This window comes from Microbacterium aurantiacum, from assembly GCF_031625015.1.
GTDB classification, from domain to species: Bacteria; Actinomycetota; Actinomycetes; order Actinomycetales; family Microbacteriaceae; genus Microbacterium; species Microbacterium aurantiacum.
Genome location: NZ_JAHWXH010000001.1, coordinates 1,285,634 through 1,306,369 on the forward strand (window position 1 = coordinate 1,285,634; position 20,736 = coordinate 1,306,369).

Sequence of the window (20,736 nt, forward strand, 5' to 3'; positions counted from 1 at the left end):
CATGGCGGACACGACCTTCCCGGACGACGCGATCCTCGTCCTCCTCGACACCGCGCCCGACGGCGCGCCGGCATCCTCCGGCGCGGGGCTGATCGGCGCGGCGGCGTCGATCGGGACCCCCGTCGCGCTCGTCATCGGTGACGCCGCGCGAGCGACGGATGCCGCGGCCCTCGGTGCCGGGATCGTGCTCGTCGCCGCCCCGCGCGACGGGCTCGGGGTGGCGGCGACCGATGCGCTCGCCGCCGCATCCGACCTCGTGCGGCCCGCTGCGGTCCTCGCGGCGCATTCGGTCGAAGGGCGGGAGGCCGCGGCGCGGTTCGCCGCCCGGACCGGCTCGGGCCTGTGCGTGGACGCGGTCGGTGTGTCGCGTGACGAGGAGGGCATCCTCGCCCACCACTCGGTGTACGGCGGCGAGTACCTCGTCGACGCCACGGTGACGTGGGGTGCGCCCGTCATCACCGTGCGGATCGGCGCCGTCGATGCGCGGGCGGAAGCGGTCGCGGCGCCGGCCGTGCACGCGCTGGAGGTCCGCGCCTCGGGTCGCCGGGCCGCGGTCGTGGAGTCCGTCGACGCCGCCGTCGCGACGTCCGCGCGCCCGGAGCTGCGCGGCGCGCCGCGCGTGGTCTCGGGTGGGCGCGGCCTCGGATCGGCCGAGAAGTTCGCGCTCGTCGAAGAGCTCGCCGATAGCCTCGGCGCGGCGGTCGGTGCGTCGCGCGCCGCGGTCGACGCCGGGTACGTGCCTGCCACCTACCAGGTCGGGCAGACGGGCGTCTCGGTCTCACCGCAGCTCTATGTCGCTCTCGGCATATCGGGAGCGATCCAGCACAAGGCGGGCATGCAGACGGCGAAGACCATCGTGGCGATCAACAAGGACGCGGATGCGCCGATCTTCGAGATCGCGGACTTCGGCGTCGTCGGAGACCTCTTCGAGGTCGTGCCGCGGCTGATCACGGCGCTGCAGGCGAAGAAGGGCTGAGGATGACGACGACCCGACGCCTGCGGCGGGGACTGCCGCGCGTGGTCGGCGGGGATCCGTGGCCCCCGGCATCCGCCGCGCCGCCTGCGCCGGCGCCGGACGGAGCGCCCGCGCCGCCCGCCGACGCCGACGCCGACGTCGACGTCGCACCCGTGCTCGCTGAGGTGGCGGTTACGGCCCCCTCGGCGCCCGTGACAGGGCCACGAGCGACACCCGAACGCCCGCTGCGACGGGGTCTGCCACGAGTTCCGGATGGGGAGCCGTGGCCCCCTGCATCCGCTGCTCCGACGCCTGCGAAGGCGCCCGCGCCCGCTATTGCGTCTCAGGTGGCAGTTGCTGCCCCCTCGGAGCCCGTGACGGGGCCACAAGCGACACCCGACGCGGAGTCCATCGCCCCGATGACGGATGCCGGGCTCCGCCGTGGGCTCCCGCGCGTTCCGGGTGGCGAGCCGTGGCCCCCGGCGTCCGCGTCCCGCGCCGCCGCACCCGAGACCCCCGCGCCCGCACCCGCCGGGCCTGAGACCGCCGAGCCCACGGCCGCCGCGCTCGAGGTGGCGGGTGAGGCCGCATCGGATGCCGCGACGCGGTCACACCCGCCACTCGACGGCGCCGCCCCGGCGCGCGACCTGTCGGTTCCGCTGCCCTTCACCCCGACGGTCTGGGCGGGAGCATCGGCCACCGCGCGCCCCACCCCTCGCCCCGTACCCCGCCGCTTCGGCCCGTTCACCGCTCTGCAGTGGCTCGCCGCGGTTGTCATCGGCGGCGCGGGCCTGATCTACGCCGCGGGCATGCTCGTCGTCGCCGTGCGGTGGCTGGTGAGCACGGCGCCGGTGCAGGAGTTCCTCGTCCGCTATCCCGGCGAGTACCACCTCCCCGAGGGCGCTCCGGTCGGCATCCCCGCGTGGCTCGCATGGCAGCACTTCTTCAATGTCTTCCTGATGGTGCTCATCATCCGCACCGGCCTTCGCGTGCGCACCGAGAAGCGGCCCGACGCCTTCTGGTCGCCGCGTGGCGCGAAGAAGCGCAAGACGAGCCTGAACATCTGGTTCCACCAGAGCCTCGACGTGCTGTGGGTGGTCAACGGGATCGTCTTCGTGGTGCTGCTGTTCGCGACCGGCCAATGGATGCGGATCGTGCCGACGAGCTGGGAGGTGTTCCCCAACCTCCTCTCGGCCGGGCTCCAGTACGTCTCGCTCGACTGGCCGACCGAGAACGGATGGGTGAACTACAACAGCCTCCAGCAGCTCGCCTACTTCTCGACGGTGTTCATCGCCGCGCCGCTCGCGATCATCACCGGCATCCGGATGAGCATGTGGTGGCCGAAGAACGCCCCGCGTCTGAACAAGGCGTACCCGGTCGAGTGGGCGCGGAAGCTCCACTTCCCGGTGATGCTGTACTTCGTGGTGTTCATCATCATCCACGTCGCGCTCGTCTTCGCCACGGGGGCGCTGCGGAATCTGAATCACATGTACGCCGCGCAGGGGTCGGTCGATCCCGATGCGTACGCGACGAACTGGACCGGGTTCTGGCTGTTCACGCTCTCGATGGCGGTGATCGCCGCCGCCTGGGTCGCCGCCCGCCCGATGGTGCTCGCCCCGATCGCCCGACTGTTCGGCACGGTCTCGTCGCGCTGACCGGGCTCGTCGCGGTCCGGTGCGGGGGATAACCCGAATCGGAGTCTCCGGATGCCTCGGGGGCGCGTCGGCGCGCGCCGCTCTACCGTGAGGGTATGACCGACATCGCCGCTTCCCCGCCCGCTCGACCCCCACGCGCCGTGCGTCCGCTGAGCGTGGCCGGCGCGGCCCTCCAGCTGGCCGCCCTCGGCGTCGTGGGACCGGTGGTCTTCACGATCCTCGGCGTGCTCCTGGGCGTCGGGATCGGGCTCGTCCCCGTGATCGGGATCGGCCTGCTCCTCCTCCTCGGCTTCGTCTACGGACTCTTCGCGCTGGCGTTCCTCGAGTACGCGCGCGTCGACGGGCTGTACGACCTGTCGCTCCCCGCCGTCCGACCGCGCACGAGCGGACGCCCCGGGTTCGGCGGATTCCTGCGGACGATCTGGGCGCAGTTCACCGACCCCCTCATGTGGCGCGGGGTCGCCAGCGCCGCGGTGGCGACCGTCCTCGGGTTCATCGTCCTCGCCGCCGCCTCCATCCTCGTCTCCGGCATCGCCGTCGCCTTCTCCCCGCTCTACGCCGACGGTGCCGACGCGGTCCGTCTGGAGCGCACCCCCTTCGACATCCCCGTCTCGCTGGGCGTCCCGCTGGGCCTCCTCGCCGTCCTGCTCTCCGCCGCCGCGATCGTGGGGGTCGCCCTCCTCCACGGCGTCATCGCCCGGGCGATCCTCGTCCCCTCCCGCGAAGGAGCGCTCGCCGAGCAGGCGCGCACCTCCTCCGCCCAACGCGCCGGCGCGGTGCGTGCCGCCGACCTCGAGCGCACCCGCATCGAGCGCGACCTCCACGACGGGGTGCAGCCGCGCCTGGTGTCGGTGGGGATGACGCTCGGGCTCGCGCAGCAGAAGATCGACTCCGATCCGGATGCCGCCAAGACCCTCCTCGCCGAGGCGCACACCTCGACGAAGGCGGCCATCACCGAGCTCCGTCAGCTCGCCCGCGGCATCCACACCTCCGTGCTGGACGATCGCGGGCTGGATGCCGCCCTCTCGGCGCTCGCCGCCCGTTCGCACGTGCCCGTCGCGCTCGACGTGCGCATCGATGAGCGGTGCAGCAAGACGGCGGAGACCGCGGCCTACTTCGTGATCGCGGAGGCACTGACCAATGCCGCGAAGCACTCGCGGGCGTCCGAGTGTCGCGTGGTGGTGCGCCAGCGCGAGGGCGGCATCCTGTGGGCCCGCGTCGAGGACAACGGCATCGGCGGCGCCCGCATCGTCCCCGGTGGGGGCCTCGACGGCATCGCCAACCGCGTTCTCGGCGCCGGCGGAGAGTTCCGCCTCGACAGTCCCGTCGGCGGTCCGACCGCCCTGGAGGTGAGCATCCCGTGCGCATCCTGATCTGCGAGGACTCCGTCCTCCTCCGCGAGGGACTCTCGCGCCTGCTCGCGGATGCCGGACACGACATCGTCGCCGCGCTCCCCGACGCCACCGATCTGGAGGTGACGGTCGCCGCATCGGAGCCCGACCTGTGCATCCTCGACGTGCGGCTCCCGCCGACGGGGACCGACGAGGGGATCCGCGCAGCGCTGGCGCTCCGTCGCGATCGGCCCGAACTCCCGGTGCTCGTCCTCTCGCAGTACGTCGAGGAGCGCTACGCCAGCGAGCTCATCGCGGGCCGCGGCGGTGCCCTCGGCTACCTCCTGAAGGACCGCGTCGCCGACGTGGCGGAGTTCCTCGAGACCGTCGAGGCGATCGGTTCGGGTGCGACGATCTTCGACCCCGAAGTCGTCGCCCAGCTCCTCGGCCGCCGCACCCGCGACGAGCGGATGCAGCGCCTCACCGATCGCGAATCCACGGTGCTCGCCCTCATCGCCGAGGGGCGGTCCAACCAGGCGATCGCCCGGACACTGCACGTCAGCGAGGGCAGCGTCGAGAAGCACATCACCGCGGTGTTCCAGAAGCTCGATCTCGAGCAGGACGAGGCGGGCAACCGCCGGGTCCTCGCCGCGCTCGCCCATATCGCCCACGGGGCGCCCACTCAGACAGGAGACCCCTCATGACCACCTCGACCTCGCGTGTGATCGCGATCCTCACCGCCGCCCTGGGCGGTGCCGTCGTCATCGGCGCCGTCGCCACCACCGCGATGTCGACCGTCGCGTCGGCATCGACCTCGTCGTCCACGCAGGACGTGACCGTCGCGGGGGTGGATCAGATCGATCTCGACCTCGCCGCCGGCGACATGCGCGTCGAGTTCACCGATGTCGCCCGAGCGGAGCTCCGCGTGGACGGCGGACGGGATGCCGATCGCTGGACCTTCGAACGCGACGGCGACGTGCTCCGGGTCGCCTCTCCGTCTCGCGGCGGCCCGTGGAACTGGGGCTGGGGCTGGAACCTCGAGGAAAGCTCGGCGGTGCTCACCCTGCCCCGCGAGCTCGCCGGCGTCGACGGAGCCTTCGACCTCGCGGCGGGCGACCTGGATGTCGAGGGCGATTTCGGCGCTCTGGAGATCTCCCTCGGGGCCGGGGACGCGCGTGTTGACGGGTCCGCTCGCGAGGTCGAGGCCGACATCTCGGCCGGCCGCGCGACGCTGACCCTCGCCGACGTCGACGATGCCGACCTGAGCGTCTCGGCGGGCGCTCTCGAGGGCACCTTCACCGGAACTGCGCCGCGCGCGGTCGACATCGACGTCAGCGCCGGTTCGCTCGAGCTCACGCTGCCCGATGAGGCGTACCGCGTGACGTCCGACGTGTCGGCCGGGACGGTGGACAACCGCCTGTCGACGGCGACGGATGCCGCGCGCACGGTCTCGGTCCAGCTGACCGCGGGTCAGGTCGTGCTCCGAGCGGAGTGACACCTCCGTCGCGCCTCAGGTGTCGGCGGCGTCCGTGCGCGGATGCCGGCGTACCGGTCTGCGCGAGGGAGCCTCCGCGATGGACCCGCGGAGGCGAACCCTCGCGTAGATCACCGCCCCGACACCACCGCAGATCGCGAGGATGGCAAGCGCGACTGCGGCGGCGGTCAGGTTCAGGGCCCCTACCCATCCGGCGATCGGATAGGTGATGAGGAAACAGGCGTGTGAGAGGGCGAACTGGGCGGTGTACACCAGGTTCCGGTCGGCCGGCGTGGAGGCATCGGCGAGCAGCCGGGACGAGGGCGTGTTCACCAGCGACGTCCCCATCCCGAGAACGCTCCAGGTGACCAACAGGGGAATCCAGCCGGCGCCCGTGAACGCCGCTGTCACGGTGACCACGACGGCGGCGACGAGACCGGCGACGATCACGCTTGTGCCCGTGACCATCGTGCGGATCACACCGAGCCGGCCGACGAGCCACGGGATGGCGAGTGCGACAACGAGCGAGCCGATCCCGAAGCAGGCGAGCGCGAGCGCGAGGGCGGCGTCTCCCCGCTGGAACACGCCGCGGGCGTAGACGACCGAGTTCACCAGGACGATCGCGGTGCCGGCCGCGACGACGATGTTGGTGAGCATCAGGAAGCGGAGCGTCGGAGTGCGGACGAACACCTTCGCGCCCGCGGGCAAACGCTGCCAGAAACTCATCGCCGGTCCGTCGTCGGGGCGAGCGGGGAGGCGGGAGACCAGCACAAGGAGCGCGGAGCCGGTGAAGCCGATCGCTGTGCCGACGAACAGGTTGTGGTAGCTGATCAGAGTCAGGAGCACCGCGGCGATTGCCGGGCTCAGCAACGCTTCGAGATCGTATGCGAGCCGCGACAGCGACAGTGCCCGTGTGTATTCGTCCGGATCCGGAAGGATCGCGGGGATGAGGGACTGGAAGGCGGGGGTGAAGGTCGCGGAGGCGGACTGCAGGACGAAGACCAGTGCGTAGATCTGCCAGGCCTCGGTCACGAACGGCAACAGCAACGCGATCGCGAGACGCACCAGGTCCGCGCCGATCAGCACGGCCTTCTTCGGCAGTCGATCCACGACCGCGGCGATCAGCGGGGCGACCCCGACATAGGCGATCATCTTGATCGTCAGTGCCGTGCCGAGCACTGATCCGGCGGCGTCGCCGGCGATGTCGAAGGCGAGCAATCCCAGTGCGACGGTGAGCAGGCCCGTGCCGAGCAGCGCGATCACCTGCGCCGCGAAGAGTTTCGCGTACGTGCCGTTGCGCAGGACCCGCAGCATCAGCGGGCTATCGCCGGGCCGCGGCGCGCTTGCGGGGTCGGCACGATCTGTGTGCGTCGCGGCTTCGCCCCGTGCTGCGGAACCGCGGCGGGTGACATTGCGCCGGTCACGTCTGGGCGGAGGCGACGCCGGCGGCGAACCCGTCGGCGTAGGCCTCATCCGCGCCCTGGCGGAACAGGTCGCGCTCGGCGGGGCGCACGATGGAGCGGGCGCCGGGGAGGTCGAGGGAGCCGACGAGGTCGCCGCGTCCGCGGACGATCGCGACGGGACGTCGGGTCGCTTTGCCCTTGACGAGGTCGGCGGCGCCGGCGATCTCGTCGGCCACCGCGGGCATGGTCACCACGAGAGGCCGGCCCTCGGCATCCGTCTGTCCGCGCAGGTCCTCGAAGACGTGGATGCCGGCGGCGCCGATGGCGTGATCGGTCTGGCCCTCGCGCCACGCGCGGCCCAGAGTGTCGGAGATCACCACGCCCACCTCGACCCCGAGCCGGTCGCGCAGCCCCCGGGCGAGGGCGCGGGCCGAGGCATCCGGATCTACGGGAAGGAGGAGCACGGTGCCCTCGGGGGTGTTCGACGCGTCGACGCCCGCGGCCGCCGAGACGATCCCCAGGCGGTTCTCGACGATGCGGGTGACGTGCCCACCGGGCGCGGTGCGACGCGCGACGAGGCGGACCGTCTCGGCGGTGATGGCCTCTTCGCGATCGGCGGCGGTGAGGAAGCGTCCTTCGGCTTTGGAGACGATCTTCGACGTGACGACGAGGATGTCACCGTCGGCGAGGGTGTCGCCGACGCGCGCGGCGATCGTGTCAACGAGGTCGGTGCCCGCGGCGATCTCAGGGATGCCGTCGAGGGCCCAGACCTGCAGCACAGTTGTCGGTGCGCGGCTCAGCGGACGAAGCGGACCTCGGTGAGCGTCTCACCGAGGAAGGGCTCCGTGTGGCTGGCGCCGTCGAGGCTGAAGCCGTTGCGCGTATAGAAGCGGTGCGCGCGCGGGTTGTCATCGGCGACCCAGAGGTAGACCTCTTCGTCGGCGCCGATGACCGCGTCGAACAGCTTCTGGCCGATGCCGGTGCCGTGGTGCGCGTCGAGGAGGTAGATGAAGTACAGCTCGCGGTTGCGCGGGGCGTCCTTGTCGCGCGCGGGTCCGGATCCGGCGAAGCCGACGATCTCGCCGTCGACGAGGGCGGCGAACATCCGGAAGTCGGGTCCCTGCACGGCCCAGTGGGTCCAGAGTTCAGCCATGCGTCGCGGGGAGATCTTCTCCAGCGCGGCCTTGCTGATGAGGTGGTCGTAGGTTTCGTGCCAGCAGGTGGCGTGGACGCGACCGAGAGCTTCGGCGTCGACGTCGCGCACCGGACGGACGACGATGTCGGTCTGGGTTTCTGCTTCCATGCGGCGACTCTACGCTCGCCGCGACGGCGGGAGAAATCGACCGGATGCCGTCGCGCGAGGCATCGGGGCGGTTGTCGTCGATCGACAAACGAATCCGGCATCCTCTCGTCGATCACTACGATCACTGCTCGTGAATGTGATCTGGCGGACTCTTCTGGTCATTTGGCGTGCGCGACGCGCGTTGCGTCGCGACGGCGCTGCGCCGACCGGCGCGATCGGACGCATCCGGCTGCGGACGCTCCCCACCGATGTCGATGTTCTGCGGCACATGAACAACGGGCGGTATCTGTCGCTGTTCGACCTCGGGCGCTGGGATCTGCTGACGCGCACCGGGCTGCTCGAGACGATGCGTCGGAACGGCTGGTACGCGGTGGTGTCGAGCGAGACGATCACGTTCCGGAAGTCGTTGGACCTCGGGCAGCGCTTCGACGTCGAGACGCGGCTGGTCGGGCACGATGATCGGGCGCTGTACGTCGAGCATCGTGCGGTCGTGGAGGGCGAGGTCTACGCCCGGGCGGTGGTGCGGGCACGCATGCTGAAGCGCTCGGGCGGCACGCTGTCGCACGACGAGCTCTTCGCGGCGACCGGCCGACCGGATGATCTCGGTGAGGTGGAGCCGTGGGTGCACGAGTGGGCGCGCGCGTCCGCGCTGCCCTCCACTCGTGCGGAGGCGCCGAGCGTCTGGTCCTGACGCGACGTCACGCGGACGCATCCGTCGGTGTCTTCCGGCTCGTATTCATGTTCGAAGACTAGTGACAGTCTCCGACATTCGAGACGAAGATCGATCCGATGGAGGCGTGCGGCTATCCGGCGCGTGCCGCCGCGGCCGCGGCAGCGGCCATCGCGGCTTCGTCCGGTTCCGGAACGACCGTGAGTCCCGCGGGGGAGTTGGCGGCCTTCGACAGGGCGTCCAGCCATGCGGGGTTCAGCTTCGGGGACCGGCTGCCGAAGTACTCGAAGACGATCGACACGTGCGGGCTCAGCCAGACGGACGTGCGACCCATGCCACTGCGCATGGGGTCGGTCCAGGTGAAGGAAAAGGTCTCGCTGCGCCGGAGCTTGCTCCAGATCACAGCCTGCAGATGGGCGAGGACTCGATCGTCGAAGGAGACAGTGACTTTCGAGTCATACGTGAACGTGCCCATCCACCCAGATTATCCTGCCGATGCGCGTCAGGACGCGACGCGAGCGAGCATGATACTCGCTCGAGTCGCGTTTGTCTGGTGTTGCTCGGATCCTGGCCCCTTGCCACTCTGGACCCATGCCGAATACGCCTCTGCTCGCCCGCGATCTGCGCTCGGCGCTCGCGGAGAAGCGGGTGGAGGTGTTCTACCAGCCGATCTTCGACCTGGCGACGTGGTCGCCGATCGCGCTTCCCGTCGGGGTCGAGGCCCTTTCGCGCTGGCGGCATCGGGCCGTGGGCGACGTCCCGCCCTCGCGGTTCATCCAGATCGCCCACGATCGCGGCTTCCTGGATGAGGTCGATACGCACGTGGTGACCACTGCGGGGTGGCAGGTCGGCGCGTGGCGGACCGCCGGACACGAGGTGGGTCTGTCCATCAACGCGGCGGCGATCCATTTCCTCGAGCGTGCGGACTCCCCCGACTACGTCGAGATCGTCCTCGCACACCTGCGCGCGCTGCGGATCCCCCCGCACCTGCTGACGGTGGAGATCATCGAGTCACCCGCGCCGCAGTTCATCACCGAGATGGCCGATGGGCTTGCGCGGCTGAGGGAAGCGGGGATCGCGATCTCCGTCGACGACTTCGGCGCCGGAGACACCACGCTGGAGATGCTGGAGCGACTCGACGTCGATGAGGTCAAGATCGATCGGTCTCTGATCATCCGTGAGGACGCCGAGTCCGACGAGATCATCTCCGCCGTCGTAGAGGTGGCCCACCGGCGCGGCATGCGCGTGGTCGCCGAAGGCATCGAGACGCCCGCTCACCTCGACAAGGCCCGGCGCTGCGGCTGCGACCGCGGCCAGGGATTCCTGCTCGCCCGGCCCATGCCGGCCGCGGGCGTCGACCGGCTGCTCGCGGGCCTCCCGCTCCGCGACTACAGCGCGGGATAGGGCTCGAGGTCGTCCTCGTCGCCACCGACGCTGTCGCCGACGTCGATCTGGCTCCACGTGACGGGCATGCCCGGGGAGAACAGGATGTCGATGCCGGGGCCTCCGCGCAGCGGCGGGATGTTGACGTATCCGCCGCCGGCCTGGATCGCCTTGAGGATCTCCTCCTTCAGCCGGGTCACCGGCTCGGGGAGGAAGTAGTCGCGGCCGTCGACGGTCAGTCGGTTCACAATCGCCATCGTTCCAGCCTACCCAGCGTCGTGCGTGCCGTCCCGGTATCGCCGTAGTATCGACGCGATGGGTATTCTGCACTACGGTTCTCCCTCGACGGAGTTCCCGATCGACGACCGCGCGCTGGCACACCTGGAACTGGTGATCCTCGCGAAGCTCCGCCGACAGGAGAGCGTGGCCTTCGCCGTCGTCGACGACGTCACCGGGCGCCGCCAAGCGATGTGGATCTCGCCGGCCGCGGACGTGCGCTTCGAGTACGAGGGCCCGATGCCCGAGATCAACCGCCTGTGGCTGCAGGAGCTCGTCGAGACGGCGAACTCCCCGGGTGGGCTGAAGATCGTCCCCGAGCCGTCGCTCCCCACCGCCTGACAGCCCGACGCCCGCGGGCCCGACTCTCAGCGCGAGGTGCGGCCGCGTCCGTCCCGCTTCGCGCGGTACATCGCGGCATCCGCCGACGACAGCACGTCGGCCGCGGTGACGCCGGACTCCGCCGGCGCGGTCCCCGCGGACGCCGACACCGTCACGCGCAGATCGCCGACGGAGATCGGGCGCGAGATCGCGCGGATGAGGCGCGACGCGATGGGCGTGGCCTCCTCCACGTCGACGCACACCATGACGAACTCGTCGCCGCCGAGTCGCGCGATGATGTCGCTGGAACGGGCGAGTCCCGCGAGCCGCTTGCCGACCGTGGCGAGCACGACGTCGCCGACCTCGTGCCCGTGGGTGTCGTTGATCTGCTTGAAGTTGTCGAGATCGAGGAAGATCACGGACACCGGCTCGCTCGCGGACTGGAGGAGATCGTCGAGGCGCGATTTGAGGAACCGGCGGTTGTGGAGCCCGGTCAGCGAGTCGCGGAGCGCGAGCTCAGCCAGCTCGGCCTGACTGCGCGTGCCGATGGCGGTGTGGATGTCGGCGGCGAGGGCGAAGGCGTCCGAGACGTGCGGGCCCCACGGGGCGCAGCGACCGGTGACGCTCTCCCGCCAGGAGGAGAAGGACCGTCGCGGCGACAGGGGGGTGTCGCGGTTCGATGCCGACTGGTCACCCAGCCAGTCGACGGTGCGCGACACCTCGCCGCGCACGAACGCCAGGTGGCCGGCGTCGCCGATCGCCACGACGATGAGCCCGGCCACTTCGGGGACCTGTCGCGCGAGATTGGGGTGGGTGAGAGAGAGCGCCTCGGTGACGAAGCCGTCGCCGACCCCCTCGATCACCGGCAGCAGGCGTTCGGGCGGCGGCACCATGCCGAGGGTGTGCACCCGGTCGTTGAGCATGAGCACGACCCCGTCGGCGGGAATGAGGTCGAGGACGGTGCGGGAGCGCTCGAAGAGCACTTCGGGGATCTCGAACGCGCCGTAGAGCGGAGCGGTCAGGGCGGCGCGCTGCTCGCGTACCGCGAGCTGCCTGCGCAGGTCCGTCATCTGCTCGGCCGCGCTCAGCTGCAGGGCGACCTGGCTGGCGAGCACCTCGATCGACCGGCGCAGCAGCACCGGGAGGCGGCGCGGGGTGCGGTGCGCGCAGGTGATGAGTCCGACCAGCGTGTCGTCGGCGATGAGGGCGAACGACACCGTCGCGGCCTGACCCATGTTCCTCATGAACTGCAGGTGGTGGGGCGACACCGCGCGCAGCTCCGCCGGGCCGAGGTTCAGCTCTTCGGTGACGCCGGGAAGGCTCTGCAGCCCCTGGCCCGGATCGAGCGTGTCGGCGATGACCCGCGAGCGCTTCTCGAAGTACAGGGCGCGCGCCTGCGGCGGGATGTCGGAGGAGGGGAAGTGGAGCCCGAAGTACGGTTCCATGTCGGGCTCGCGCGCCTCCGCGGCGACCTGACCGTGCCCGTCCGCGTGGAACTGGTAGCACATGACCCGGTCGAAGCCGGTGATGGTCTTGAGCTCCTCGACCGCGCGCTGACGGAGCTCATCGGCGTCCTTGATCGTGGCCAAGCGCTGGATGGCGCTGACGACGGGGAGTCGGGCGTACTCGAAGTCGGGGACGGCCTCGAGCTCGACCAGGAGAGGTGTGCTCCCGCGGTGGACGATGGCGTCGTACGCCCGCCCATCGACGGAGACGCGGACGGGATCGATGGCGGCGCCGTTGGTGACCGCCCACGCCAGCCGATCGTCGTCGGCGTCCTGGATGTGCCGGCCGAGCCAGTGGGCGCGGTCATCGCTTGCGACGACGATCGTCCCGGTCTGCTCGTCGATGCCGATCAGCGAGCCGAACGACTGGATGCGTCCGATCTCGCGAAGCTCCTCGGTGCTGCATTCGCGCAGGCGACGGGCTTCCGCCTCGTCGAACGCGGGCAGGTCGGGAAATGACAGGGCGGGCGAATCCGTCACCGCACCTCCTTAAGGGGGTCGAGCTCAACGGCGTCACCCGTAAGGCTCTTCCATGGTAAGCGCGTTTCCCGCGAATCGGCCGGGAGGTGTGATGAGGTGGGGTCTGTCCCCGAACCCTCCGCGGAAGGAGAGCGCCTGTGTCGTCCGACGCCGTGTCCACGAACGAGGTCGTCGCTCTGGCGGAGAGATGGGTGCGCGAGGCCGCGGAGGCGGTCGTGGACCCCGCTGCCGCACGGCTCGCCGGCGTGCTGAAGGACCCGCGAGGTCTGCCCTTCACGATGGGCTTCGTCGACGGTGTGATGCGCCCCGAGAGCCTCGGGGCCGCGGCATCGCGCCTCCATCAGGTGGCTCCGCTCGTGCCGGACTTCCTGCCGTGGTACCTCCGCCAGGCGGTGCGCGCCGGGGGACTGGTCGCGCCCGTGCTGCCGGCGCCGGTGGTGCCGATCGCGCGGCGCGTGCTGCGCGAGATGGTCGGCCACCTCGTCATCGACGCACGTCCCGAGAAGCTCGGGCCCGCGATCGCGGAGCTGCGCGCCTCCGGCGCACGCCTGAACCTGAACCTCCTCGGGGAGGCGGTGCTCGGTGAAGCCGAGGCGCGACGCCGGCTCGACGGGATCCACGACCTGATCCGACGCGACGACGTCGACTACGTCTCGGTGAAGGTGTCGGCCATCGTCAGCCACATCTCGATGTGGGCGTTCGCCGAGACGGTCGACACGGTCGTCGAGCGCCTCCTTCCCCTCTATCTGAGCGCGGCGGAGGACGGCACCTTCATCAACCTCGATATGGAGGAGTACCGCGACCTCGACCTCACCATCGCGGTGTTCACCCGGTTGCTCGAGGATCCGCGGCTGGTCGACCTCGAGGCCGGGATCGTGCTGCAGGCGTATCTGCCGGACGCGCTCGGCGCGCTGGCGGAGCTGTCGGCGTGGGCGAAGACGCGCGTTGCGGCGGGCGGGGCCCGCATCAAGGTGCGGCTGGTAAAGGGTGCGAACCTCGCCATGGAGCGGGTGGATGCCGTCCTCCACGGGTGGATACCCGCACCTCACGCGTCCAAGCTCGACACCGACGCGAACTACCTCCGGTGCCTGCGCCACCTCCTCGACCCGGCGCGGACGGCGGCGGTGCGGGTCGGCGTCGCCGGACACAACCTCTTCGACATCGCCTACGCCTGGCTTCTCGCGGGCGAGCGCGGAGTGCGTGACGACATCGAGTTCGAGATGCTCCTGGGGATGGCGCAGGGGCAGGTCGAGGCCGTGCGCCGCGAGGTCGGTCCGGTGCTGCTGTACGTCCCCGTCGTCCGCCCCGACGAGTTCGACGTCGCCATCAGCTACCTCGTGCGGCGCCTGGAGGAGAACGCCTCGAGCGAAAACTTCCTCTCCGTCGCCTTCGACCTCGCCGACGACCCCGCCCTCTTCACGCGCGAGCGCGAGCGGTTCGAGGCCTCCCTGGTGCGGGCCGACGACGAGACGCTCCCGGTCGGTCCCGCCCGCCGGCAGGACCGCGGGGCCGAGGCCGGTGAAGAACGCGGGACGGATGCCGTGTTCCCGGCCTCTTCCGACATCGACACGCCGCTGGATCCCGCGGGTTTGACGCAGGTCGTGCTCGGGATCTCGCGCGGCGCTGCGGCGGACCCCGGGGAGACGGCGCCGGTGGTGCCGGTCGGCGCCGAGCTGATGTTCGGCGGCGAGGCGTTCGTGGAGACCGCGGTGTTCTCCGAGCGCGAGTCCGACAGGTCGACCGCCGGCGCCCCGGGCTTCCGCAACACCCCCGACACCGACCCGGCGCTCCCGGCGAACCGCGAGTGGGCCGAGGCGGTCCTCGCCCGCGTCTCGACCTCCCGGGCGGGGGATGACGCCGTCGCCGCCGCCCGCGTCGACGATCCGGCCGATCTCGAGGCGACGATCGCGCGCGTGCGCGAGGCCGGCGCGTCGTGGGGTGCGCTCCCCGCGACCGAGCGAGCGGAGGTCCTCGCCCGCGCGGCGCGCGAGCTCGAGGCGCGCCGGGGCCTGTTGATCGAGGTCGCCGCGAGCGAGACGGGGAAGGTGTTCGCCGAAGCGGATGTCGAGGTCAGCGAAGCGGTCGACTTCGCCGCGTATTACGCCTCGACCGCGCGCGAGCTCGACCGGGTGAGCGGAGCGGTGTTCGTCCCGTCCCGGCTCACTGTCGTCGCGCCGCCGTGGAACTTCCCCCTCGCCATCCCGGCCGGCGGCGTGCTCGCCGCGCTCGCGGCCGGGTCGGGGGTCGTCTTCAAGCCCGCACCCCAGGCGCGGCGCTGCGCCGCGGTGATCGCCGAGGCGCTCTGGGCGGCCGGCATCCCGCGGGCCGTGCTCGCCCTGGTGGACCTGGATGAGCAGGAACTCGGGCAGACCCTCATCGCGCATCCCGACGTCGACCGGGTGATCCTGACCGGATCGTTCGAGACCGCGGCGCTCTTCCGCTCGTGGCGCGAGGACCTCCCGCTCCTGGCCGAGACGAGCGGCAAGAACGCGATGATCGTCATGCCCTCCGCCGACCTCGACCTCGCCGTCGGCGACCTGGTCAAGAGCGCGTTCGGGCACGCGGGGCAGAAGTGCTCCGCGGCGTCGCTGGCGATCCTCGTCGGTCCCGTCGCGCGCTCGCGGCGCTTCCTCCGGCAGCTCGAGGACGCCACGCGCTCCCTCCGCGTCGGGCCGCCGACCGATCCCCGGAGCGAGATGGGTCCCGTCATCGAGCCCCCGCACGGCAAGCTCGATTGGGCCCTGCGGACCCTCGACGAGGGCGAGAAGTGGCTCGTCCGACCGTCCCTCCGCCCGCCCGTCGATCTCGATGGGGGCTATGCGGGGCGACTGTGGACGCCCGGCATCCGCACGAACGTCCGCCCGGGATCGCGCTTCCACCTCGAGGAGTTCTTCGGCCCGGTCCTCGGGCTCATGCACGCCTCGAACCTGGACAAGGCGATCGAGCTGCAGAACGCGGTGGAGTACGGGCTCACCGCGGGTCTGTACACACAGGATGCCCGCGACCTCCGCCGCTGGCTCGAGAGCGTCGAGGCCGGAAACCTGTACGTCAACCGCGGGATCACCGGTGCGATCGTCCAGCGCCAGCCGTTCGGCGGGTGGAAGCGCTCGTCCGTCGGCGCGGGAGCGAAGGCCGGCGGCCCGAACTACCTCGTGGGGCTCGGGTCGTGGCGCGCGACGTCCGGCGGGCCGGCGTCGACGACCCTGCACCTGCGCGGGCTCGACTCGCGCATCACGACGCTCATCGAGGCGGCCCAGCCGTCGCTGGACTACCCCTCGTTCGAGTGGCTGCGTCGCGCGGCCCTCTCGGACGCGATCTGGTGGGATCGCGAGTTCGGTCGGGTCAAGGACGTCTCGGGACTCGGTGTCGAGCGGAACCTCTTCCGCTACCGACCGGTCGCCCGCATCGGCATCCGTGCCGCCGGTGATGCCTCGTGGCACGCCCTGCTGCGGGTGGTGGTGGCCGGCATCCGCTGCGGCTCCGCGTTCACGGTCAGCGCCCCGGTCGGGCTCCCCGCCGCGGTCCGCCGGGCGCTCGGCGACCTCGGCATCACCGTCTTCGTCGAGACCGAGGACGAGTGGGTCCAGCGCACCGCTGGTCGCGCCACGGAGCAGGTCGCGCACGGCGAGGGGGAGGCGACGGATGCCGAGGCCGCCGTCGCGGACGCGCTCGCCGGACCGCGTCCCGAGCGCGTGCGGCTGATCGGCTCGGCCGACGCGGTGGACGCGGCGCGTCGCGCGCTCGCGGCGGCGACCGGTGGGGATCCCGACATCGCCGTCTACGCCGACGAGGTCACCACGGCGGGGCGGCTCGAGCTCCTGCCGTTCCTCCGCGAGCAGTCGGTCACGATCACCGCGCATCGCTTCGGCACGCCCGACCCCTGGAGTGCCGACGTGATCTGAGCGCCGTGGCGCGACATCCGCATGTAAAAAATTCTTGACGTGGGAACGGTGGCGGGTCTACCGTGACGGTGTCAGGTTTTCTTTACATCGGAGGTCGTCGTGGGGTACGAAGAACGCAACGCGTGGTCGGGCCTGGTGCTGTCGATCATCGCGGTGGGGATCTACACGGCGCTGCTGTTCGCGGCCGCCGCCGGCGGACCCGTGTCGCAGGTCGACTGGGTGCCGCTGATGCTCTGGACGATCGGCCTCGGCATCGTCGCCGCCATCGTCGTGAGCACCGCCTGGGGTCTCCTCATCCGGCGACGCGACGGCGCCGTGGTCAGCGATCAGCGCGACCGCGACATCGCGCACCTGGGCTCCCGCGTCGGCCAGGCCTTCCTCGTCCTCGCCGGGCTCGTCGTGATCGTTCTGTGCGCGTTCCGGGTCGACTGGTTCTGGATCGCCCAGACGATGTTCTACGGCTTCGCGCTGTCGTCCATCGTCGGTGGCGTCGCGAGCGTCGTCCTTTACCGCCGCGGACTCGTCTGATGGTCAAGCCCACTCGCGTGACCAACTCGTTGCGCGCCGTCCGCGAGGCGCAGCAGCTCACCCAGGCCGACGTCGCCCGACGCGTCGGTGTGACCCGCCAGACCCTGATCGCGATCGAGCAGGGCAAGTACTCACCCACCCTCGAACTCGCCTTCCAGCTCGCCCGGGTCTTCGGGGCGACGCTCGACGAGCTCTTCCACTACCCGGAGGACTGACGCATGACCGCACCCACTCTGCCCGCGACGATGACCGTCTGGCGGCAGGACCGCTACGGCACCGCCGCCACCGTGACCTCCCGCGCCGTCCCGACGCCCGCCCCCGGCCCGGGGGAGGTGCTCGTGCGGACCGAGGCCGTGTCGATCAATTCCGGCGACATCCACCTCATGCAGGGCTCGCCCCGGATGGTGCGACTCTTCTTCGGTATCCGCCGGCCCCGCATCCGCGGGCGGGGGATGGATCTCGCCGGCGTCGTCGTGGCCGTCGGCACGGGGGTCGGCGCGCTCGCCGTGGGCGACCGCGTCGTCGGAGCGGGCACCGAGACGCTCGCCGAGCACGTCGTGGTCGCGGCATCCGCGCTCACCGTCCTGCCGGACGGCGTGGATCCCGCGGATGCCGCGTGCCTGCCGGTCGCCGGCAACACCGCCGTCGTCGCGCTCGCCGGCCGAGACCTCGCGGGGAGCCGGGTCCTCGTCGTCGGAGCGGGCGGCGGAGTCGGGACCCTCACGGTGCAGCTGGCGGCCGCCCGAGGCGCGAAGGTCTGGGCGACCTGCGGGGCGCGCGCGGAAGCCACCCTCGCCGGGCTCGGTGCGGCGCACACGGTCGACTACCGCACGGTGCCTGTGAGCGACCTCCCGCGCGACCACTTCGACCTCGTGGTTGACATCGCCGGTCTCACGCCGCTCCCGATGCTGCGCGAGCGTCTGCGCGCGGGCGGCGTCGTCGCGCTCGTCGGCGGCGAGGGCGGCGCGATCCTCGGCCCGATCCCGCGCCTCGTGCGCTCGGTGTTCGCGCGCCGTCGCGGACGCCGCTTCCGCCCGGTCACCGCCACGACGAAGAGCGCCGTCACCGCCGAGCTCGTCGACCTCCTCGCCCGCGGCATCCTCACCCCCGTCATCGAGCGTCGCGTGCCGCTGACGGATGCCGCCGCCGCCCTCGCCCACGTCGAGGAGGGGCACACGGTCGGGAAGGTCGTCGTCGTCGCCTGAGACGCGGATACGCCCGGCGGTGCCGTCAGGGTCCGCGCGGGCGCGCGTGCGAGAATGATCCCCGGCGTGCCCGGGTCGCCGGTCTCTTCGACCCCGCCGGGCCTCGAGGACAGCGTCCGCCATCCCCTCCGCCGAGGAGCGAAATGACCACTGGACACCAGACGCCGACCATCCCCGCCGCCACCGCCGCGGCATCCGGAAGCACGGAGCGCGTGCGGCAGCACCGCCGGTACCTCATGTGCCGCCCCGAGCACTTCACCGTCACCTACTCGATCAACCCCTGGATGGAGCCGGCGAAGCCCACCGACACCGCCAAGGCCGTCGCCCAGTGGCAGACGCTCTACGACACCTACCTCGCGCTCGGCCACGAGGTCGAGCTGATCGATCCGATCCCGGGGCTTCCCGACATGGTCTACACCGCCAACGGCGGCTTCGTGATCGACGGCGTCGCGTACGGAGCCCGCTTCCGCTTCCCCGAGCGCGCGCCCGAGGGGCCGGCGTTCATGGAGTGGTTCGGCGCCCAGGGCTTCGACGTGGTCGACCCCGTCGAGGTGAACGAGGGCGAGGGCGACTTCCTCCTCGTCGGCGACACGATCCTCGCCGGCACCGGCTTCCGCTCCACCGGCGACAGCCACCGCGAGCTCCGCGACGTGTTCGGCAAGGACGTCGTGAGCCTCACCCTCACCGATCCGCGGTTCTACCACCTCGACACCGCCATCTCGGTGCTCGACCCGGTGGAGGGACCGGGCGGGGTGGAGCGGGCGAACATCGCCTACCTCCCCGGCGCGTTCGACGCCGAGAGCCGTCGCGTGCTCGCCGAGCGCTACCCCGACGCGATCCAGGTGGCGGATGCCGACGGCGCGGTGTTCGGGTTGAACTCGGCCAGCGACGGGCGGAACGTCATCATCTCGCCGCGGGCGACCGGCTTCGAGGCGCAGCTGCGCGAGCGCGGGTACACCCCGATCATGATCGACCTCTCCGAGTTGCTCCTCGGCGGCGGCGGCATCAAGTGCTGCACGCTCGAGCTCCGCGGAGCGGGATCGTGAGCCTCCCCTCCGCCGGCGAGGCGTCGTCCGCCGCCCTCATCGCGGCCGAGGATGCGCACGTCGCCCATAACTACCACCCGCTCCCCGTCGTGGTGGCCCGCGGTGAGGGGGCATGGGTCACCGACATCGAGGGCAAGCGCTACCTGGACCTCCTCGCCGCGTACTCCGCGGTCAACTTCGGGCACTGCCACCCGGCGATCGTCGCCGCCGCCCAGGAGCAGCTCGCCCGCGTGACCCTCACCAGTCGCGCGTTCCACAACGACCGGCTCGGCACCTTCGCCACCGCGCTCGCCGACCTCTGCGGCAAGGACATGGTGCTGCCGATGAACACCGGCGCCGAAGCCGTGGAGACCGGGATCAAGGTCGCGCGCGCGTGGGGCTACCGCGTGAAGGGCATCCCCGCGGACCGGGCGACCGTCATCGTGGCGAGCGACAACTTCCACGGACGCACGACCACCATCGTCGGCTTCAGCGACGACCCGCAGGCTCGCGACGACTTCGGGCCCTACGCGCCCGGCTTCGTCACCGTGCCGTTCGGCGACGACGCCGCCCTCGAGGCCGCGATCGACGAGACCACCGCCGCGGTCCTGCTCGAGCCCATCCAGGGCGAGGCCGGGGTCATCATCCCGCCCGAGGGCTACCTCCGCGCGGTCCGCGAGATCACCGCGCGCCGCGGTGTGCTGATGATCGCCGACGAGATCCAGTCCGGGCTCGGACGGGTCGGCACGACCTTCGCGTGCCAGCGCGAGGACGTCGTGCCCGACGTGTATCTGCTCGGCAAGGCGCTCGGCGGCGGCATCCTCCCCGTCTCCGCGGTGGTCGCCGACCGTGACGTGCTCGGGGTCATCCGCCCCGGCGAGCACGGCTCGACCTTCGGGGGAAACCCCCTCGCCGCTGCGGTCGGCACGCGCGTCGTCGAGATGCTCGCCACGGGCGAGTTCCAGACCCGCGCGGCCGCGCTCGGCGAACACCTCGAGGCGAAGCTCGGCGAGCTCGTCGGGTCCGGTGTCACCGGCATCCGTGTGGCAGGACTCTGGGCCGGCGTCGACATCGACCCGGTGCGGGGCACCGGTCGCGAGGTCGCCGAGAGGCTCCTCGGTCGCGGAGTGCTCGTCAAGGACACGCACGGGCAGACGATCCGCATCGCCCCGCCGCTGGTCATTCGCGCCACCGAGCTCGACTGGGCCGTCGAGCAGCTCCGGCACGTCCTCGCCGGCTGAGCCGGCCCTTTCCTCGATGCGCGCATCTGCGCGCAAACCGGCCTTCGTCGTGCCCGCGAAGGGCGGGCGCATTGACACG

General features: G+C 71.4%; 20 protein-coding genes. 14 read left to right on the forward strand and 6 right to left on the reverse strand.

The genetic code is table 11. From position 1 onward, the window contains the following. Position 1: 1 nt before the first annotated feature. From KZC50_RS06045 to KZC50_RS06065, 5 genes are all read left to right on the forward strand, one after another. Positions 2–976, forward strand: a complete 975-nt coding sequence (locus tag KZC50_RS06045; RefSeq protein WP_310890995.1) for an electron transfer flavoprotein subunit alpha/FixB family protein — start codon at positions 2–4, stop codon at positions 974–976. Between the two features lie 353 nt (positions 977–1,329). After that, positions 1,330–2,610: a cytochrome b/b6 domain-containing protein gene (locus tag KZC50_RS06050; RefSeq protein ID WP_310890996.1), complete on the forward strand. Its 1,281-nt coding sequence runs from the start codon at positions 1,330–1,332 to the stop codon at positions 2,608–2,610. Between the two features lie 95 nt (positions 2,611–2,705). Then, positions 2,706–3,983, forward strand: a complete 1,278-nt coding sequence (locus KZC50_RS06055; RefSeq protein WP_310890997.1) for a sensor histidine kinase — start codon at positions 2,706–2,708, stop codon at positions 3,981–3,983. Next, the gene (locus KZC50_RS06060) at positions 3,971–4,645 is read left to right on the forward strand and encodes a response regulator (RefSeq protein WP_053547038.1); all 675 of its coding nucleotides are present in this window, start codon (positions 3,971–3,973) and stop codon (positions 4,643–4,645) included. The genes KZC50_RS06055 and KZC50_RS06060 overlap by 13 nt, the downstream gene beginning before the upstream one ends. Then, complete coding sequence (locus KZC50_RS06065; protein ID WP_310890999.1) at positions 4,642–5,436, forward strand: DUF4097 family beta strand repeat-containing protein; 795 nt, start codon at positions 4,642–4,644, stop codon at positions 5,434–5,436. Before KZC50_RS06060 ends, KZC50_RS06065 begins: the two co-directional genes overlap by 4 nt. Before the next feature lie 15 nt (positions 5,437–5,451). Here KZC50_RS06065 and KZC50_RS06070 read toward each other — a convergent pair whose 3' ends face one another. The 3 genes from KZC50_RS06070 to KZC50_RS06080 form a co-directional block, all read right to left on the reverse strand. Further along, positions 5,452–6,729 carry an MFS transporter gene (locus tag KZC50_RS06070; RefSeq protein WP_310891001.1) on the reverse strand — a complete coding sequence of 426 codons (1,278 nt, stop codon included), beginning with the start codon at positions 6,727–6,729 and terminating at the stop codon, positions 5,452–5,454. Positions 6,730–6,835: 106 nt separating this feature from the next. Further along, the gene (gene cofE / locus KZC50_RS06075) at positions 6,836–7,597 is read right to left on the reverse strand and encodes a coenzyme F420-0:L-glutamate ligase (protein WP_310891003.1); all 762 of its coding nucleotides are present in this window, start codon (positions 7,595–7,597) and stop codon (positions 6,836–6,838) included. A gap of 17 nt (positions 7,598–7,614) precedes the next feature. Next, positions 7,615–8,121 carry a GNAT family N-acetyltransferase gene (locus tag KZC50_RS06080; RefSeq protein WP_301133969.1) on the reverse strand — a complete coding sequence of 169 codons (507 nt, stop codon included), beginning with the start codon at positions 8,119–8,121 and terminating at the stop codon, positions 7,615–7,617. Between the two features lie 130 nt (positions 8,122–8,251). Between KZC50_RS06080 and KZC50_RS06085 the strand changes: the two genes are divergently transcribed. Next, complete coding sequence (locus KZC50_RS06085; protein ID WP_236967187.1) at positions 8,252–8,812, forward strand: acyl-CoA thioesterase; 561 nt, start codon at positions 8,252–8,254, stop codon at positions 8,810–8,812. A gap of 112 nt (positions 8,813–8,924) precedes the next feature. On the opposite strand, the gene KZC50_RS06090 is transcribed toward KZC50_RS06085, so the two are convergent. Beyond that, positions 8,925–9,266, reverse strand: a complete 342-nt coding sequence (locus KZC50_RS06090; protein ID WP_301133965.1) for a DUF7882 family protein — start codon at positions 9,264–9,266, stop codon at positions 8,925–8,927. 116 nt (positions 9,267–9,382) lie between these two features. Here KZC50_RS06090 and KZC50_RS06095 point away from each other — a divergent pair, with 116 nt between their 5' ends. Then, complete coding sequence (locus KZC50_RS06095) at positions 9,383–10,195, forward strand: EAL domain-containing protein (protein WP_310891005.1); 813 nt, start codon at positions 9,383–9,385, stop codon at positions 10,193–10,195. Here the strand turns inward: KZC50_RS06095 and KZC50_RS06100 are convergent. Further along, positions 10,180–10,431, reverse strand: a complete 252-nt coding sequence (locus tag KZC50_RS06100) for a hypothetical protein (protein ID WP_053547045.1) — start codon at positions 10,429–10,431, stop codon at positions 10,180–10,182. The two genes, KZC50_RS06095 and KZC50_RS06100, sit on opposite strands and share 16 nt — an antisense overlap. A 58-nt stretch (positions 10,432–10,489) precedes the next feature. Here KZC50_RS06100 and KZC50_RS06105 point away from each other — a divergent pair, with 58 nt between their 5' ends. Then, on the forward strand, positions 10,490–10,792 hold the full coding sequence (locus KZC50_RS06105) for a DUF7882 family protein (protein WP_053547046.1): 303 nt from the start codon (positions 10,490–10,492) through the stop codon (positions 10,790–10,792). 26 nt (positions 10,793–10,818) lie between these two features. Here the strand turns inward: KZC50_RS06105 and KZC50_RS06110 are convergent, their stop codons facing one another. Beyond that, complete coding sequence (locus KZC50_RS06110; protein WP_310891007.1) at positions 10,819–12,756, reverse strand: bifunctional diguanylate cyclase/phosphodiesterase; 1,938 nt, start codon at positions 12,754–12,756, stop codon at positions 10,819–10,821. A 137-nt stretch (positions 12,757–12,893) separates the two neighbouring features. On the opposite strand from KZC50_RS06110, the gene KZC50_RS06115 reads away from it, so the two are divergent. From KZC50_RS06115 to rocD, 6 genes are all read left to right on the forward strand, one after another. Then, positions 12,894–16,658 (forward strand): proline dehydrogenase family protein, encoded by a 3,765-nt coding sequence (locus KZC50_RS06115; RefSeq protein WP_310891008.1) that lies wholly within the window; start codon positions 12,894–12,896, stop codon positions 16,656–16,658. Between the two features lie 99 nt (positions 16,659–16,757). Further along, positions 16,758–17,186 carry a hypothetical protein gene (locus tag KZC50_RS06120; RefSeq protein ID WP_310891009.1) on the forward strand — a complete coding sequence of 143 codons (429 nt, stop codon included), beginning with the start codon at positions 16,758–16,760 and terminating at the stop codon, positions 17,184–17,186. Continuing rightward, positions 17,186–17,401, forward strand: a complete 216-nt coding sequence (locus KZC50_RS06125) for a helix-turn-helix transcriptional regulator (protein ID WP_053547049.1) — start codon at positions 17,186–17,188, stop codon at positions 17,399–17,401. Before KZC50_RS06120 ends, KZC50_RS06125 begins: the two co-directional genes overlap by 1 nt. 3 nt (positions 17,402–17,404) lie before the next feature. After that, the gene (locus tag KZC50_RS06130) at positions 17,405–18,391 is read left to right on the forward strand and encodes an NAD(P)-dependent alcohol dehydrogenase (protein ID WP_310891012.1); all 987 of its coding nucleotides are present in this window, start codon (positions 17,405–17,407) and stop codon (positions 18,389–18,391) included. Between the two features lie 236 nt (positions 18,392–18,627). Beyond that, positions 18,628–19,437, forward strand: coding sequence for a dimethylargininase (gene ddaH, locus KZC50_RS06135; RefSeq protein ID WP_310891541.1), 810 nt, complete (start codon positions 18,628–18,630; stop codon positions 19,435–19,437). Continuing rightward, the gene (gene rocD, locus KZC50_RS06140; RefSeq protein ID WP_310891014.1) at positions 19,434–20,657 is read left to right on the forward strand and encodes an ornithine--oxo-acid transaminase; all 1,224 of its coding nucleotides are present in this window, start codon (positions 19,434–19,436) and stop codon (positions 20,655–20,657) included. The genes ddaH and rocD overlap by 4 nt, the downstream gene beginning before the upstream one ends. Positions 20,658–20,736: the final 79 nt, after the last annotated feature.

Excerpts from the sequence above, each read along its gene's own strand:
- KZC50_RS06045 (WP_310890995.1), top strand. The coding sequence starts at position 2 with ATGGCGGACACGACCTTCCCGGACGACGCGATCCTCGTCCTCCTCGAC.
- KZC50_RS06055 (WP_310890997.1), top strand. The coding sequence starts at position 2,706 with ATGACCGACATCGCCGCTTCCCCGCCCGCTCGACCCCCACGCGCCGTG.
- KZC50_RS06065 (WP_310890999.1), top strand. The coding sequence starts at position 4,642 with ATGACCACCTCGACCTCGCGTGTGATCGCGATCCTCACCGCCGCCCTG.
- KZC50_RS06070 (WP_310891001.1), bottom strand. The coding sequence starts at position 6,729 with ATGCTGCGGGTCCTGCGCAACGGCACGTACGCGAAACTCTTCGCGGCG.
- KZC50_RS06080 (WP_301133969.1), bottom strand. The coding sequence starts at position 8,121 with ATGGAAGCAGAAACCCAGACCGACATCGTCGTCCGTCCGGTGCGCGAC.
- KZC50_RS06090 (WP_301133965.1), bottom strand. The coding sequence starts at position 9,266 with ATGGGCACGTTCACGTATGACTCGAAAGTCACTGTCTCCTTCGACGAT.
- KZC50_RS06095 (WP_310891005.1), top strand. The coding sequence starts at position 9,383 with ATGCCGAATACGCCTCTGCTCGCCCGCGATCTGCGCTCGGCGCTCGCG.
- KZC50_RS06100 (WP_053547045.1), bottom strand. The coding sequence starts at position 10,431 with ATGGCGATTGTGAACCGACTGACCGTCGACGGCCGCGACTACTTCCTC.
- KZC50_RS06105 (WP_053547046.1), top strand. The coding sequence starts at position 10,490 with ATGGGTATTCTGCACTACGGTTCTCCCTCGACGGAGTTCCCGATCGAC.
- KZC50_RS06125 (WP_053547049.1), top strand. The coding sequence starts at position 17,186 with ATGGTCAAGCCCACTCGCGTGACCAACTCGTTGCGCGCCGTCCGCGAG.
- KZC50_RS06130 (WP_310891012.1), top strand. The coding sequence starts at position 17,405 with ATGACCGCACCCACTCTGCCCGCGACGATGACCGTCTGGCGGCAGGAC.
- ddaH (WP_310891541.1), top strand. The coding sequence starts at position 18,628 with ATGTGCCGCCCCGAGCACTTCACCGTCACCTACTCGATCAACCCCTGG.